General features: G+C 69.6%; 11 protein-coding genes. 8 read left to right on the forward strand and 3 right to left on the reverse strand.

From position 1 onward, the window contains the following. The 3 genes from KUA19_RS38130 to KUA19_RS38140 form a co-directional block, all read right to left on the reverse strand. A partial coding sequence (locus tag KUA19_RS38130; protein WP_217404170.1) for a DUF4832 domain-containing protein occupies window positions 1-2041 on the reverse strand: 2041 nt, incomplete at its 3' end. Window positions 2042-2092: 51 nt separating this feature from the next. After that, window positions 2093-3457 carry a DUF4832 domain-containing protein gene (locus KUA19_RS38135; RefSeq protein ID WP_217404172.1) on the reverse strand — a complete coding sequence of 455 codons (1365 nt, stop codon included), beginning with the start codon at window positions 3455-3457 and terminating at the stop codon, window positions 2093-2095. 71 nt (window positions 3458-3528) lie between these two features. Next, window positions 3529-6135: a fibronectin type III domain-containing protein gene (locus tag KUA19_RS38140; protein WP_217404174.1), complete on the reverse strand. Its 2607-nt coding sequence runs from the start codon at window positions 6133-6135 to the stop codon at window positions 3529-3531. Between the two features lie 259 nt (window positions 6136-6394). Here KUA19_RS38140 and KUA19_RS38145 point away from each other — a divergent pair, with 259 nt between their 5' ends. The 8 genes from KUA19_RS38145 to KUA19_RS38180 all read left to right on the forward strand — a co-directional run bounded on the left by KUA19_RS38145 (window position 6395) and on the right by KUA19_RS38180 (window position 15269). Further along, window positions 6395-7276, forward strand: a complete 882-nt coding sequence (locus KUA19_RS38145) for a carbohydrate ABC transporter permease (protein WP_217404176.1) — start codon at window positions 6395-6397, stop codon at window positions 7274-7276. A gap of 14 nt (window positions 7277-7290) precedes the next feature. Then, window positions 7291-8175, forward strand: coding sequence for a carbohydrate ABC transporter permease (locus KUA19_RS38150; RefSeq protein WP_254550778.1), 885 nt, complete (start codon window positions 7291-7293; stop codon window positions 8173-8175). A 31-nt stretch (window positions 8176-8206) separates the two neighbouring features. Then, complete coding sequence (locus KUA19_RS38155) at window positions 8207-9550, forward strand: ABC transporter substrate-binding protein (protein ID WP_217404178.1); 1344 nt, start codon at window positions 8207-8209, stop codon at window positions 9548-9550. Between the two features lie 89 nt (window positions 9551-9639). Then, a complete protein-coding gene (locus KUA19_RS38160) occupies window positions 9640-11136 on the forward strand; it encodes a glycoside hydrolase family 36 protein (RefSeq protein ID WP_217404180.1) in 1497 nt (498 codons plus the stop codon). A gap of 135 nt (window positions 11137-11271) precedes the next feature. Then, window positions 11272-12441, forward strand: coding sequence for an ROK family transcriptional regulator (locus KUA19_RS38165; protein WP_217404182.1), 1170 nt, complete (start codon window positions 11272-11274; stop codon window positions 12439-12441). Window positions 12442-12523: 82 nt separating this feature from the next. Beyond that, entirely contained in the window at window positions 12524-13702 is a 1179-nt protein-coding gene (locus KUA19_RS38170; protein WP_217404184.1) for a Gfo/Idh/MocA family protein, read from the forward strand. A gap of 296 nt (window positions 13703-13998) precedes the next feature. Beyond that, window positions 13999-14202, forward strand: coding sequence for a cold-shock protein (locus KUA19_RS38175; protein WP_217404186.1), 204 nt, complete (start codon window positions 13999-14001; stop codon window positions 14200-14202). A gap of 95 nt (window positions 14203-14297) precedes the next feature. Next, a complete protein-coding gene (locus tag KUA19_RS38180) occupies window positions 14298-15269 on the forward strand; it encodes an acyl-CoA desaturase (protein WP_217404188.1) in 972 nt (323 codons plus the stop codon). The last annotated feature ends 39 nt before the right edge of the window (window positions 15270-15308 follow it).

The raw sequence follows: 15308 nt of genomic DNA on the forward strand, positions 1-15308 counted from the left end.
CCTCATACCCGGTCACCCCGACGTTGTCCGTCGACGCCGTCCAGGAGAGGCTGACCGTGGTGTCGGACTTGCCGGTCGAGGACAGCACCGGGGCGCTCGGCGCGGTGCAGTCGCCCGAGCAGCCGGTGGTCGTCGCCGACACCGCCGCGGACTGGCCGGACACGTTGCCCGCGGCGTCCAGCGCGCGGACCGTGTACTGGTAGGTGTTGCCCGGACTGCGGCCGGTGTCGGTGAAGGTCGTGCCCGTGGGTGAGCCCGCCACGACGCCATCGCGCAGCACCTGGTAGCCGGTCACGCCGACGTTGTCGGTCGAGGCCGACCAGGACAGCGACACGCTGGTGTCGGTCCGGGCGGTCACCGCCAGGCCGGTCGGCACCGACGGTGCCGCGCAGTCACCGGTGCAGGCGTTGGTGCTGACCCCGCCGAGGTTGACCCAGCCGTCGGTGCCCTGGTTGGTGTTGGCGAACGACAGCGGCAGGCGCGGCCGCCACTGGTCGATGATCCAGTCGGTGAGCCTGCTGGCGGCCGGACGGGCGCGCAGCACGTCGGCGGTGACCGTCTCCAGCGGGTTGCGCACCTTCAGCACCAGGCTGTAGTTGCCCGCGGGCACACCCGCGGTGCTGACCGTGGTGGAGAAGTTCACCGGGCGGCCGAAGTCGAGGTACTTCGGGTCGGCGCCCACGTTCCAGTCGGGGAAGGCCCGGATCTGCAGGGGCTGCACGGTACGCAGGTCCCAGCTGGTGTCCCAGGTCTTGACGACGTTGCCCGCGCTGTCGCGCAGGCCGAGCTGGACCGTCCACGGGTAGTAGAACGGTGCCACGCCGTTGTTCTGCACGGTCACGCCGACCTTGAAGTTGCCCGACGCGACGGCGTTGAAGTTGGCCTGCGGGATGTGCAGGTTGTAGCCCATCTTGCGGACCCCGGCCGACACCTTCGGGTCGGTGGCGCTGTACCCGCCCGCGCCGGTCTGGTTGATCATCCAGCTGATGTGGGTGAGCTCGGTCGCGGCCAGCACGTTGTCGACCTGGCCCGAGCCGTTGGGCCAGTCGGTGTAGAGGCTGCCCTGGATCTCGGGGCGGGCCTCGCCGCCGATGGACTGGGTGATCCACCGGTTCTCGGTGCCGGTGTTGAGCTGCAGCTGCAGGAACGCGTCGTCCCAGCCGTTCATGGACATCGGCAGGGTCATGCCCTTGAGCTGCCCGTTGCGGATCTCCTTGTACGGCCAGGAGTCGTCGTGGAACCCGATGTTGGCCGTGCCCTCGGTGCCCGCCAGCGGGTAGCGGACCTCGACCTGGATGTTGGAGAACGCCGTGTCGGCCGCGCCGATGATGGTGCGGATCGTCGCGTCGGTCGGCATCAGGTTCGGGTAGCCGTCGGCGGTGTCGCGGTCGTAGGGCCAGGTGTGCCACTCGCCCCACAGCCCGACCAGGCCCAGCGTCATGAACCCGATGCGCGGGTCGGCGGTGCCGCCGGGACCGGCGTGGTCGTACTTGGCCGCGAACGCGTTGATGAACGTGGTCAGCGCGGCGATCACGTCGGGGTCGTCGTAGTCGGGGCTGACCGTGCCCCAGAACCCGTTGGTACGCAGCGCCATCTTGCCGTTCAGGCACGGCGGGATGCCGTTGCCCGGGTGGGTGCCGCTGCCGCCGGGGTATTCGAGGTAGAACCGGAACGCGACCTGGCGGCTCCAGACGGCCGCCTCGTCGAGGGCCTTCTCGAACACGCTCCAGTCGATGTTGGCGCAGTTGGCCGGGTCCTTCATCACCTCGTTGAGCGCGAAGTAACTCCAGACCAGGCCGCCGGGGTACTTGGTGGACAGGTTGTCCCCGGGGAACAGGTACGGGGCGAACCCCTTCAGCGGCTGGCCGACAGGGGCGTCGGCGTAGGCGTAGGTGTGGGTGCTGAGGCTGGTGTCCGGGCCGGGTCCGGCCGCCGGGCGTGGCGGCGGGCCCGCCGGTGCCGCCGCCGCCGGGGCGGCGGCGGGCAGCGTGAGCGTCAGCGCTGCCGCGGTGACCGCGAGCAGTCTGCGTAGCTGGGGCATGTGCTGGTGTTCCTTTCGTGGACGGAGTGGCAGGAACAGGTCGCGGGCCGGTCAGCGGGTGGTGACGGTGCCCAGGTGCAGCCAGCCGGAGTGGGTGTCCTGGCTGGTGTTGGCGAAGCGCAGCGGGATGCCCTGGGGCAGCGGGTTGGCCATGCGCAGGACGATGTCGTAGCTGCCGCGCCGCAGGCCGTGGGTGTTGATCACGGTGGACAGCTCGGTGGGGTCCGCGCCGGGCTGAATGCCGGTCACGGTCCAGCCGGTCTGCCAGCGGGCGACGACGCGGCCCTGGTCGTCGAGCGCGGCCAGTTCGGCCGTCCAGGGGTAGTAGAACGGCGCGGTGCCGCGGTTGGCGATGCGTACCGACACGCGCTGGGCGCTGACGGCGGCCTCGGTGACGGTCAGCTCGTAGCCGAGCGACTTGGCGGCCTGCACGGCGCGGAAGTACTCGTCACCGGGGTAGCCGGTCGGCGCGAACGCGGCGTGGTTGATCAGCCAGGAGGCGTGGGTCTGGTCGACCGAGGCGGTGTAGTCCTCGTACTGGCCGCAGCTGACCGGCTCCTCGAACACGCAGGACTGGATCTCCGGGCGCAGCTCGCCGCCGACGGGCTCGGTGCGCCACTTGTCGGTGACACCCTCGTCGATGAGGCGCTGCACGAAGTGCCACGAGGTCGGCGGCAGGGTCTCGAACGCGAACGAGTCGTCGTGGTAGCCGATGGCCAGGTCTTTGTTCTGCGGGCTCGGGTAGCGGGCCAGCAGCCGGGTCCGGTCGAACGCGTCGTCGTACTCGGTCAGGATGCGGGTGAGGATGGCGGTGTCGGGCATCCAGTTCTCGGGGTTGGTCCAGCCGTCGTACGGCCAGGTGTGCCACTCACCCCAGAAGCCGATCAAACCCAGGGTGATGAACCCGATGCGCGGGTCGCCGTCGTAGCGGCGGCCGAACGCGGTGATGAAGTCCTCGAGGGCCGAGACCAGGCGCGGGTCGCTGTAGTCGGGGGCGACGCTGACGCCGTTGTTGCCGAAGTCGTCGTAGGCGTGCGTGGCCAGGCCCTGGTCCAGCAGGTACTGCGGGACCCCGGTGGGCTTGCCCGGGTAGTCGAGGTAGAAGCGGAAGACGGCCTGGTGGCCGCGCGAGGCGATGTCGTTGAGCTGCTTCTCCAGGGCGTTCCAGCGGAACTGGTGCGGGCCGGTCATCACGTCGCGCAGCGGCAGGTAGAACCATTCCATGCTGTACGGGAAGGTCTCGTAACTGCCCGCGTACGGGATGAAGCCCTTGAGGGGGTTGTCGGCGGGGGCGGACGAGTAGGTCAGCGGGGCCCACTGCGGGGTGCTCGGGGCGGGTCCGGCCACGGCGGGTGCCCCGGCGGCGAGGGTGAACGTCACCAGGAGGGCGACGGTGATTCGTACCGTTCGTCTCATTTAAGCCTTCTTCAGGGCAGGGTGGATGACCGGCCGGGCAGTTCGCCCGGCCGGGGTTCAGTGGGGATGGATCAGCCGACCGTGATGCGGTCGAGGTCGGGTGCCCAACCGCTGGGGTTGGTCACCGTGATGGTGTTGGTTCCGGCGGAGAGGTTCAGCGTGAAGCTGGTGGAGCCGACGGTGTCCCAGTTGGCGGTGGCCGGGAAGCTGACGCTCTGCCCGTTGAACAGGGCCGTCCGGGCCACAGCCGAGGCGTAGTACACGGTGATCGTCTTCGCCCCGCCGGTGCCACCGGCGACGCCGGTGAAGGCGAGCGTGCCGCTGTTGTTGCCGACATAGCCGACCTTCGCCCCGCCCGAGCACGCGGCGCAGGACGACACCGCCGCCCCGCCGGACAGCGTGTTGCCGGATGCCTCGGCCTCGTAGCCGGTCGGTCCGGTGCCGCCGCCGGAGGTGGCGACGGTGATGCGGTCGAGGTCCGGCGCCCAGCCGCCGGGGTTGGTGACGTTGATGGTGTTGGTTCCGGCGGCCAGGTTGAGGGTGAAGGAGACGGAACCGAGGGTGTCCCAGTTGGCGGTGGCCGGGAAGCTGACGGACTGCCCGTTGAACAGGGCCGTCCGGGCCACAGCCGAGGCGTAGTACACGGTGATCGTCTTCGCCCCGCCCGTGCCACCGGCGACCGCGGCGATCGCCAGCGTGCCGCTGTTGTTGCCGACATAGCCGACCTTCGCCCCGCCCGAGCACGCGGCGCAGGACGACACCACCGCCCCGCCGGACAGCGTGTTGCCGGATGCCTCGGCCTCGTAGCTGGCGGTCCCACCGCCACCCGCCGAGGTGGAGACGTTGAGCTGCGCCGACGCCGCCGAGTAGTTGCCCGCGGCGTCGTAGGCCTTGACCGTGTACGAGTACGCCGTCGACGCGGTCAGGCCGGTGTCGGTGAACGACGTGCCGGTCGAGGTGCCGACCGGGCTGCCGCCGCGCAGGATCTGGTACCCGGTCACCCCGACGTTGTCGGTGGCGGCGGTCCAGGTCAGCGACACCGACGACGAGGTCTGCCCGGTGGAGGCCAGCCCGGTCGGGGTGCTCGGCGCGGTGGTGTCGCCGCCGCTGGTGCCGACGGTCGCCGCGCCGAGGTGCAGCCAGCCGTCGGCCTGCTGGGTGGCGTTGGCGAAGCGCAGCTTCTTGGCGTTGGCGTTCACGCTCTCCAGCGGGTTCTTCACCCGCAGCACCCACTGGTAGCCGCCCTGCGCCAGCCCGCTGAGGTCGACGGAGGTCTGGAAGTACTGCGCGTAGCCGTAGTCGCGGTAGCTCGGGTCGGCGCCGGTGTTCCAGTCGGGGAAGTTGCGGATCGTCCTCGGTTGCACGGTCCGCAGGTCCCACGGGGTGTCCCAGGTCCGCACCACGTTGCCGGAGCCGTCCTTCAGGCCGAGGGTCATCGTCCACCGGTAGTAGAACGGGGCCACGCCGGTGTTGCTGACCTGCACGCCCACGTTGGTGGTGCCGCTGGCGGTGTTCTTGAAGTACGCGTTGTCGACGGTCAGGTTGTAGCCCATCAGCCGCACCGCGGCGGCGACATTCGCGTCGCCTGCGGCGTAGCCACCGCTCTGCTCGTTGATCATCCAGGTGGCATGGTCGAGTTCGATGCACGCCTTGAGGTTGTCGACCGCGCCGGAGCCGTTCGGCCAGTACTGGAACGCGGTGGACTGGATCTCGGGGCGCAGCTCGCCGCCCATCGAGCTGGTGATCCACTTGTTCTCGGTGCCGACGTTGAGCTTGCGCTGCAGCTGGGCGTATGACGCGCCGCCCATGGAGGCGGGCAGCGTGACGCCCTGCAGCGGCGAGCCCTCGCGGAAGCAGAACGAGTCGTCGTGGTAGCCGATGTCGCGGCCGTTGGCCGCGCCGCCCGCGGCGTCGGGATAGCGGATCTCCACCTTGGTGGTGTTGAACGCGCTGTCGTATGCCGCCACCAGCTGCGCGCCGTTGGCGTCGGTGGGCATGTAGTTGGGGCGACCGTCGGCGGTGTCGGTGTCGTAGGGCCAGGTGTGCCACTCGCCCCACAGCCCGACCAGGCCGAGGTGGATGAACCCGATGCGCGGGTCGCCGTCGTAGCGGGCGCCGAACGCCGCGATGAAGTTCTTCAGCGCGTTGATCAGGAACGGGCTGTCGTAGTCGGGGTGCGTGACGTTCCAGTACGTGTCGGAGCGGTAGGTGACGTTGCCGTTGAAGCAGGCCGGGATGGCGTTGGCCGGGTGGCTGCCGGTGCCGCCGGGGTAGGTCAGGTAGACGCGCAGGGCGGCCTGGTTGCCGTACGTCGCGGTCTCGGCCAGCATGCTGTCGATGATCGACCAGTTGTAGCCGGCGCAGTTCGAGGCATTGGTCATGATCTCGGAGAGGCCGAAGTAACCCCAGGTCAGCGCGTGTGGGTAGCCGGTGTTCTGGTTGCCGCCGGGTGAGTAGAACTTCGCCCAGCCCTTCAGCGGGTTGTCCACCGGCCCGGGTGCCGCGGTCAGCGGATGGACCTGCAGCGCCGGGTCGGGACTGGCCGGTGCGGCGGGACGGGCGGGCGGCCCGGCCGGCGCCGCCTGGGCGCCCGCCGGGACGGTCAGGATCAGGGCGGCGCCGAGCACGGCGGTGCCCAGTGCGGCCAGCAGCGTCCGGCCGCGGTTACGTGAATTCATGTCGCTCTCCGGTGCGGGAGTCGGGCAGATCTCCTGGCGGTGCGCCGCTCGCGCAGCGGTCCGCGCGGCGGTGGTGCGAGTGGTGCGACGTTCGATGCGCTGGTCAAGGCGTGGGTATGGTGCTCCACGCCCTCACCTCCTCGGCCTGCGTTACCGAAGCAATACGAAGAGGTGTTGACAAAATTTCGAAGGTCTACATCATTATTCGAGAGCGGGGCGGCTGGCAAGAGCCGACCGAGAGACGGATCTGAGGACGTGGATGAGCTCGACAAAACAGCGCGATGACCGGCGGGCGGCATGGTGGTTCCTGCTGCCGGTGCTGGTCGGATTCGCCGTCTTCTACGGCTACCCCGCCGCCCGGGGCATCTGGTACTCGGTCACCGACTACACGATGCTCAACACCCCGTCCTACGTCGGCGCGGAGAACTACGCCAAGCTCATGGCCGACGACCAGTTCTGGAACTCACTGCTGGTCACCGCCTGGTACGTGGTGCTCAACATCGGCTCGCAGACGCTGCTGGCGCTGGGCATCGCGACACTGATGCACCGCCTGACCCGCTCGGTCGCGCTGCGGGCGATGCTGCTGCTGCCGTGGCTGGTCCCCAACGTCACCGTCGGCCTGCTGTGGATGTGGCTGCTGGACACCAACCTCGGGTTCGTCAACCACCTGCTCGACACCTTCGGCCTCGGCCCGGTCGGCTTCTTCACCGACGAGACCTGGGCGATGCCATCGGTGGCCGCCGTCAACACCTGGGCCTACACCGGGTACACCGCGCTGCTGCTCTACGCCGGAATGCTGCAGATCCCGCAGTACCTGTACGAGAGCGCGGCGATCGACGGCGCCGCCGAGTGGCGGATGTTCCGCCGGATCACGCTGCCGCTGCTGCGCCCCGTCCTGGCCCTGGTGCTGGTGGTGTCCCTGATCGGCTCGTTCCAGATCTTCGACACCATCGCGGTCACCACCAAGGGCGGCCCGGTCGCGGCCACCCGGGTCATCTACTACTTCATCTACCAGCAGGCATTCAAGTTCTTCCACCTGAGTTACGCCGCGGCCGCGGCCGTCTGCCTGGCCCTGATCCTCGGCGTGCTCACCGCGATACAGATGCGCCTGCTGCGCGCGTCCCGCTCGGACCTGGCGTGAAGGGGCGCACAGACATGAAGCGAAAGACTTTCAGCCCCGGCCGCGCGCTGGCCTGGACGGCGATGGCCCTGGTCATCCTGGTGACCCTGTTCCCCTTCTGGTGGATGGTCCGCACCGCGCTGACCCCGGCCGCCGACCTGTTCGGCGACAACTCCTCCCTGCTCCCCCACCACCCGACCCTGATCAACTTCATCCGGGTGCTGGGGCTGACCACCGAGGCCGAGGCCCGCGCCGCCGGGGGCTCCGGCGCCCAGATCAACTTCGCGGCGTACCTGCTGAACTCGATCATCTACTGCGGACTGATCGCGGCGCTGCAGACCCTGTTCTGCGCGATGGCCGGATACGCCTTCGCCCGGCTGCGCTTCCCCGGCCGCGACCTGGTGTTCGCGATCGTGATCGCGGCGCTGATGGTGCCGCCGATCTTCACGCTGCTGCCCAACTTCATCCTGGTCAAGGACCTCGGCCTGATGAACACGATGGCCGGCATGGTCGCCCCGACCATCCTGATGACGCCGTTCGCGGTGTTCTTCCTGCGCCAGTTCTTCCTGTCGCCGCCACGCGACGTGGAGGAGGCGGCCATCCTCGACGGCAACGGCGCCTGGGGCATCTTCTGGCGCATCGCGCTGCCGATGAGCCGCGGCCCGCTGATCACCATCGGGATGACCACCACCGTGTGGGCCTGGAAGGACTTCCTGTGGCCGCTGCTGGTCGGCCGCGACGAGGACAACCGTCTGGTCACCGTCGCGCTCGGCGTCTTCCTGCAGCAGTCCCCCAACACCCAACCCGACTGGACCGGCCTGATGGCCGCCTCGACGCTGTCGGTCCTGCCCGTCCTGGTGCTGCTGATCCTCATGGGCAAGCGGCTGGTCCAGTCCCTGAACTTCACCGGCAGCAAGTAGCAACACCCAACCCTCGAGAAAGAAGGAACCGATGAACCGCAGATCACGGGCCGGGGCGGCACTGCTGTCCCTGGCTGTGGCGGCGAGCCTGGCCGCGTGCACCAAGGCCGACGACGAGGCCGGCGGCCCCGTCACGCTGAACTACTGGCTGTGGGACGACAACCAGAAGGCGTCGTACCAGCAGTGCGCCGACGCGTTCCACACCGCCAACCCGGACATCACCATCAAGATCAGCCAGTCCGCGTGGAATGAGTACTGGCAGAACCTCACCACCCAGATCGCCGCGGGTGACGCCCCGGACGTGTGGACCAACCAGGGCTCGTACTACCCCCAGTTCGTCAGCTCCGGGCAGATCCTCGACATCCAGCCGTACGTCACCGCCGACAAGATCGACCTGACCCAGTACTCGGGCGGCCTGGCCGACCTGTTCACCAAGGGCGACCAGCGCTTCGGCCTGCCCAAGGACTGGGACACCATGGCGCTGGTCTACAACACCGAGCACTTCACCAAGCAGGGCATCGACCCGGCGAGCCTGCAGAACCTCACCTGGAACCCGACCGACGGCGGCACGTTCGAGCAGGTGATCGCCAAGGCGACCGTCGACGCGAACGGCAAGAACGGCCTCGACCCGGCCTTCGACAAGACCAAGGTCAAGGTCTTCGGCTTTCTGCCGGAGTGGGCCGACGGTTCCCAGGGCCAGAACGGCTGGGGCGACCTGGCCGCCAGCAACGGGTTCACCTACCTGGACAAGAACCCGTGGGGCACCCAGTACAAGTACGACGACCCGAAGCTGGCCGAGACCATCGACTGGTTCAAGCACCTGATCGCCAAGGGCTACAGCCCCGCGCTGGACAAGGCGTCCACGCTCAGCCGAGACGCGCTGCTCAACGCGGGCACCGGTGCCCTGACCGTCTCCGGTTCCTGGATGATCAACAGCTACCTCGGTGAGGGCGCGAAGCTCAAGTTCGCGTTCGCGCCGCTGCCGACCGGGCCGCAGGGCCGCAAGACGGCCATCAACGGCCTGTCCGACGCCATCTGGGCCGGCACCAAGCACAAGGACGAGGCCTGGAAGTGGGTCAAGTACCTGGCCTCGGCCGACTGCCAGAACGTCGTCGGCAGCAACGGCGTGGTCTTCCCGGCCATCAAGTCGGCCAGCGAGAAGGCGCTGGCCGCGCACCAGGGCAAGGGCCGTGACGTGCAGGCCTTCATCTCCGAGGCCACCGCTGCGGGCGGCACGTTCTTCGTGCCGATCACCGAGCACGGCAACGAGGTCAGCCAGATCGTCCAGGACGCCATCCAGGCCGCGGTGCTCGGTGCCGACACCGCGACCACGCTGAAGAAGGCCAACGAGCAGGTCAACGCCCTGTTCAAGTAAGCGTCCGCCACTACCGGATGCGGCGGGTCCGCCACGTGTCGGACCCGCCGCACCCCGCCCTCGCCGCATCGCACCTGTCTAGGAGAACCATGGCACTGCTCATCGAGCTCGCCGGCCACACCCTCGCCCTCGAACACGACGGACCCGGCAGCCCGCTCGCAGCCGACGGGGGCCTGATTCTTCCACCGGGACGCGTCGCTCTGCTGCACGGACTCGGGGACGCGCCGTTCTACCGGCACGGGTACAACTCGTGGAGTCCGTGCGGCTGGCGGCGTCTGTCCGAACCTCCGCTGCGCATCGCCAACCCGCAACGGCGCGTCACCGCCGACGACGACGTGTGGGACGACCCTTCGCGCCACCACTCCTCGGCGGTGGCCGCGCTCGACGCCGAGGACGGCAACGTCCTGCTGCTCGGCGCGCTCGGCCTGGGCGTGGCCCGCCTGTCGGCCGACCGCGACACCCTCTCCGGCTGGTACGAGACCGGGGCGCAGCCCTGGTTCCTCGCCTTCGGCCCCGAGGAGGAGGTGTTCGGGGCCTACACCCGCCAGCTCGCGGCCCGGCTGGGCAGCAGCGGCCGCCGCGCCGGCAACGTCTGGTGCTCCTGGTACGCCTACTACGAGACCATCACCGAGCAGCAGCTCGCCAAGGACGTCGACTCACTGCGCGACCTGCCGTTCGACGTGGTGCAGGTCGACGACGGCTGGGAGCAGCTCGTCGGCGACTGGCAGCCCAACCACAAGTTCCCCTCGGGCATGAAGGCGCTGGCCGAGCGGATCACCGACGCGGGCATGACCGCCGGGCTGTGGCTGGCCCCGTTCATCGCGCTGCCCGACTCGCAGCTCGCCCGGCGACGCCCGGAGTTGCTGCTGCGCGACGCCAGTGGCGAGAAGGTGATCGCCGGACACAACTGGGGCAGCGGCTACCACGCCCTCGACCTGTCCACCGCCGCCGCGCGCGAGTACCTTGCGGAGCTGACGCACCGGGTGGTGCACGAGTGGGGGTTCAAGTACCTCAAGCTCGACTTCGTCAACGCCGGTGCCGCACCGGGCGCACGCGCCGACGGCGCGGAGCGCGAGCAGTCCTACCGCGACGCGCTCGGCATCATCCGCCAGACCGCCGGTGCCGACGTGTACCTGCTGGGCAGCGGTGCCATGATCCTGCCTTCGCTGGGCATCCTCGACGGGCTGCGCAGTGGACCGGACGTCGCGCCGATGTGGCAGAACTACGCCAGCGACGACCCGTCCGACGCGATGGCGCGCAACGCGGTCGTCAACACCCTGCACCGGCTGTGGCAGCAGCCGCTGGCCGAGGTCGATCCCGATGTCATCTACTTCCGCAGCCGCCTCAACCTGCTCACCGAGCAGCAACTGGTGTGGCTGCGGGACCTGGCCGACATCTGCCGGTTCCGGGCGCTGTCGGACCCGCCCAGCTGGCTGACCCCTGCCGAGCTCGAAGCGATGAGCACGTACCTCACGGCGCACCCGGACATCCGGCGCATCGACCGCTACCGGTACACGATCGACGGCAGACTCACCGACTTCACCGCGGCGATCACTCCGGCCGACCAGGCGTACCCGATCTCCTGACTTGCCGACACGCCTGCTGACCGGCGGTATCGCGCCCCGGTCGGCAGGCGTCGACCGACTTGCCATCACCCCACTATTTTGTAAAGATCGTAGCGTATTCATCATGTGTCTCCACGCACTCTCAAGGGATAAATCGTGACAGACCTGGCCACCACCGGAACGGATCTGCCGCGTCTGCGCGAACTCAACTCCCTGAGCATCGTGCGTGCACTGCGTAACCAGCCGCCTTCCACGGTCACCGAGCTGTCGCAGCGCACCGGGCTGTCCCGCCCCGCCGTCGACGTCATCGCCCAGGGCCTGGTCGCCGACGGCTGGGCCGTCGTGTTGGAACCCGGCGCCAACAGCGCCGTGGGTCGGCCCGCCCGCCGCTACCAGTTCCGGGCCACCGCCGGACACGTGCTCGGCATCGACGTCGGCGTACACAAGATCCTCGCGCTGCTGTGCGACCTCGACGGCAACATCGTGCAGACCGTCCGGCAGAGCGTCGCCGCCGACGCCCCGCCAGCCGACCGCCTCGCCGAACTCGACAAGGTCGTCAGCGACTGCCTCGCCGCCGCGGCCATGACGCCCTCCGACATCTGGGCGGTGACCGTCGCGGTCACCGGCGCCGTCGACGCCACCGGTCGGACCAGCTTCTTCACTCCGCTGCCCGGCTGGAAGAGCGTCAACCTGACCGGCCACCTCAGCCACCGGTTCGCCTGCCCGGTCGTGGTGGAGAACGACTGCAAGCTGGCCGCCGTCGCCGAGCAGTGGAAGGGCGCGGCCAGCGACGCCAACGACATCGTCTACCTGCTCGCCGGTATGCGTACCGGCGCGGGCCTCATCCTCGACGGCGTGCTGCGCCGCGGGTTCGGCGGCGCCGCCGGTGAGATCGGCGCGCTCAAGCACGTCCGCTGGCTCAACGCGCCCGAGCACCTGCAGAACTGCCCGGGCGTGCCCGACACCGTCAGCGCCGACGACGCGGCGGCCTGGGTCTTCACGGCCGCCCGCGACGGCGACAAGGCCGCCCGCCTGGCGGTCAGCCGCTACGTCAAGGACCTCGCCGTGGGTGCCGCCGCGCTGGTGCTCACCCTCGACCCGCAGGTCGTCGTCCTGGGCGGCGGCTACTCCCGCTCGGCCGACCTCATCCTCGACCCGCTGCGCCACGAACTCCAGCGCCTGTGTCTGCGGATGCCCGAGGTCCGGGCCTCCACCCTCGGCGCCGACTCCGTCGCCCTCGGCGCGCTGAAACTGTCCCTGAACGAGGTCGACGACCGGCTCTTCAGCGCGGGGCTCTCGGCCCCGGTCGCCCCTCGCCGCAACTGACAGGTCCGCTTCCGCGCAGGCCAGGCCCCCCGCCCGCACGCGGGAACCTGGCCTGCGGCCCATCCTCAGCCCTGGAGCACCCATGCACGACCTCAGACTCGGCGTCATCGGCTACGGCCTGCGCGCCAGCCTCGCCCGCACCGCGCACCGCCCCGGCGACGGCTGCCGGGTCGTGGCCGTCGCCGACACCGACCCGGCGGCACAGACCGAGGCCGCCGCCGACCTGCCCGAGGCCGACATCGTCGACGACTACCGCACGCTGCTCAACCGCGACGACATCGACGCGGTCATCGTGCTGACCCCTGACCACACCCACGAGCGGGTCGCCACCGACACGCTGCGCGCGGGCAAGGCGGCGTACGTGGAGAAGCCGCTGGGGATCAGCACCGAGGAGTGCGACCGCGTGCTGGCCGTCGCGCACGAGACCGGCTCGCGGCTCTACGTCGGCCACAACATGCGGCACATGGGCGTGGTCCGGCTCATGCGCGACATCATCGCCCGCGGTGAGATCGGCCAGGTCCAGACCGTCTGGGTACGGCATTTCGTCGGCCACGGCGGCGACTACTACTTCAAGGACTGGCACGCCCAGCGCCGCCACACCACCTCGCTGCTGCTGCAGAAGGCCGCCCACGACATCGACGTGCTCCACTGGCTGGCGGGCGGGTACACCGAGGTGGTCAGCGCCTTCGGCGACCTGCGGGTCTACGGGCGGGTCACCGACCGGCGCGCACCCGACGAGCCCAAGCGCGACGACTGGTTCGATCCCGCCGGGCACTGGCCGCCGCTGGCCCAGACCGGACTGCACGCCGAGATCGACGTCGAGGACGTGTCCATCGTCAACCTGCGCCTGGACAACGGCGTACTCGCCGCCTACCAGCAGTGCCACTTCACCCCGGACTACTGGCGCAACTACACCGTCATCGGCGACGCGGGCCGGTTGGAGAACTTCGGCGACCAGCCGGGGGCGGTGGTCAGGGTGTGGAACGGGCGGCGCTCGGACTACCGCGCCGACGCCGATGCCGAGTACGTCGTGCCGGTCGCCGAGGGCGGCCACGGCGGGGCCGACGCACTGATCATCGCCGAGTTCCGCCGGTTCGTCGGCGCGGGCGGCCATACCGACACCTCGCCGGTCGCCGCGCGCATGTCCGTGGCGGCCGGGGCCGCCGCGACCAGGTCGCTGCGCTCGGGTGGAGTGCCCCAGGCCGTCCCCGCGCTCACCGAGGAGCTCGCCGCCTACTTCGCCACAGGGCAGCGGCGCTAAAAGGTCGGTTTCGACCGGTTCCGGCCGTCGCCGCCGAACCCGCACCGCGGCCGCGCCCATGGACGGCCAGGTGCCGAGCCGTTTCCGCGAGCGACGAACCCGGTTCGGCGGGAATAGGAGCGGGTGTGGCAGAGTTGACCACCTAGTCGTGATTTTGCGTATCTCAGTAGTTGATCTTTTGACATCCGCGGATCGAGCGCGGGTGGTTTCGTCTTCCTCTTGGGGCGGATGTGGCCGCCAGGGCAAACGGCTCGGACAGCCGCACAGTGCGGCTCCCGCTCCCAAGGAGGAGACACATGGCACAGGGCACCGTGAAGTGGTTCAACGACGAAAAGGGCTTCGGCTTCATCACCGTCGACGACGGCAGCGCCGACGTCTTCGTCCACTTCTCTGAGATTCAGTCGAACGGCTTCCGCAGCCTCGGCGAGAACCAGCGAGTCGAGTTCGACATCGTGCAGGGCCAGAAGGGTCCGCAGGCAGCGGGCGTTCGCGTCCTCTGAGCAATCGTGATCATGGCCGGGAACCCATCGGGCTCCCGGCCATGTCCCTAACCGGGCCAGCACGAACCCACCACCGAATCTCAGACAGGAGTCGCATGGGCGCGACCAGTCCGCCGGCGGTCGTCGACCGCCTCGATGTCCCCCGGACCGTGCACGAACCCAAGCCGCTGCTCGCGGCGCCGCAGAGCAGAGCAGGTGCGATCGCGATCTGGATCTTCGTGGTCACCCCGTTCGTCGCGCTGCTCGCCGCCGTGCCGGTAGCCTGGGGCTGGGGGTTGTCCGGCGTCGATCTGGCCCTTGCGATCACCAGTTATCTGATCAGCGGCTTCGGCATCGCGGCCGGGTATCACCGCCACCTGACCCACGGGTCGTTCAAGGCACGGCGCGGACTGCGCGTGGCACTGGCCGTGGCCGGATCGCTCGCCGTCGAGGGTTCGCCGACCCAGTGGGTCGCCAACCACCGCCGCCACCACGCCTTCTCCGACCGCGAAGGCGACCCGCACTCGCCCTGGCGCTACGGCACCAGCGTCACCGCGGTGCTCAAGGGCCTGTTCCACGCCCACATCGGCTGGATGTTCCGGCGAGAGCTGAGCAACCGGGCCCGCTTCGCCCCCGACCTGGTCGCCGACCGCGACATCCGGGTGGTCGACCGCCTCTTCGGGCCGCTGGTCGCGGTGTCCCTGCTCACACCCGCCCTGATCGGCGGCCTGATCACCGGCACCTGGGCGGGCGCACTGAGCGCCTTCTTCTGGGCCGGGCTGGTTCGCATGGCTGTGCTGCACCACGTCACCTGGTCGGTGAACTCCATCTGCCACGTCGTGGGTGAGCGGCCCTTCGTGAGCAAGGACCGGGCCACCAACTTCTGGCCGCTGGCCCTGCTGTCCTTCGGGGAGAGCTGGCACAACTCCCACCACGCCGATCCGACCGGCGCCCGCCACGGCGTGCTGCGCGGCCAACTCGACCCTGCCGCCCGGCTCATCTGGATCTTCGAGAAGCTCGGGCTGGCCCGCGACGTGCGTTGGCCGGTGCCCGAACGGCTCGACGCGAAACGCGTCCGGCAGGGCTGACCCGCACCGGTCCGGCGGCTGTCCACGCCGGACCGGCAC

The organism is Catellatospora tritici (assembly GCF_019083965.1).
Classification (GTDB): Bacteria; Actinomycetota; Actinomycetes; order Mycobacteriales; family Micromonosporaceae; genus Catellatospora; species Catellatospora tritici.

Coding starts and splice junctions, on each gene's coding strand:
- KUA19_RS38145 (WP_217404176.1), top strand. CDS start 6,395: ATGAGCTCGACAAAACAGCGCGATGACCGGCGGGCGGCATGGTGGTTC.
- KUA19_RS38170 (WP_217404184.1), top strand. CDS start 12,524: ATGCACGACCTCAGACTCGGCGTCATCGGCTACGGCCTGCGCGCCAGC.
- KUA19_RS38175 (WP_217404186.1), top strand. CDS start 13,999: ATGGCACAGGGCACCGTGAAGTGGTTCAACGACGAAAAGGGCTTCGGC.
- KUA19_RS38160 (WP_217404180.1), top strand. CDS start 9,640: ATGGCACTGCTCATCGAGCTCGCCGGCCACACCCTCGCCCTCGAACAC.
- KUA19_RS38180 (WP_217404188.1), top strand. CDS start 14,298: ATGGGCGCGACCAGTCCGCCGGCGGTCGTCGACCGCCTCGATGTCCCC.
- KUA19_RS38135 (WP_217404172.1), bottom strand. CDS start 3,457: ATGAGACGAACGGTACGAATCACCGTCGCCCTCCTGGTGACGTTCACC.
- KUA19_RS38150 (WP_254550778.1), top strand. CDS start 7,291: ATGAAGCGAAAGACTTTCAGCCCCGGCCGCGCGCTGGCCTGGACGGCG.
- KUA19_RS38140 (WP_217404174.1), bottom strand. CDS start 6,135: ATGAATTCACGTAACCGCGGCCGGACGCTGCTGGCCGCACTGGGCACC.
- KUA19_RS38155 (WP_217404178.1), top strand. CDS start 8,207: ATGAACCGCAGATCACGGGCCGGGGCGGCACTGCTGTCCCTGGCTGTG.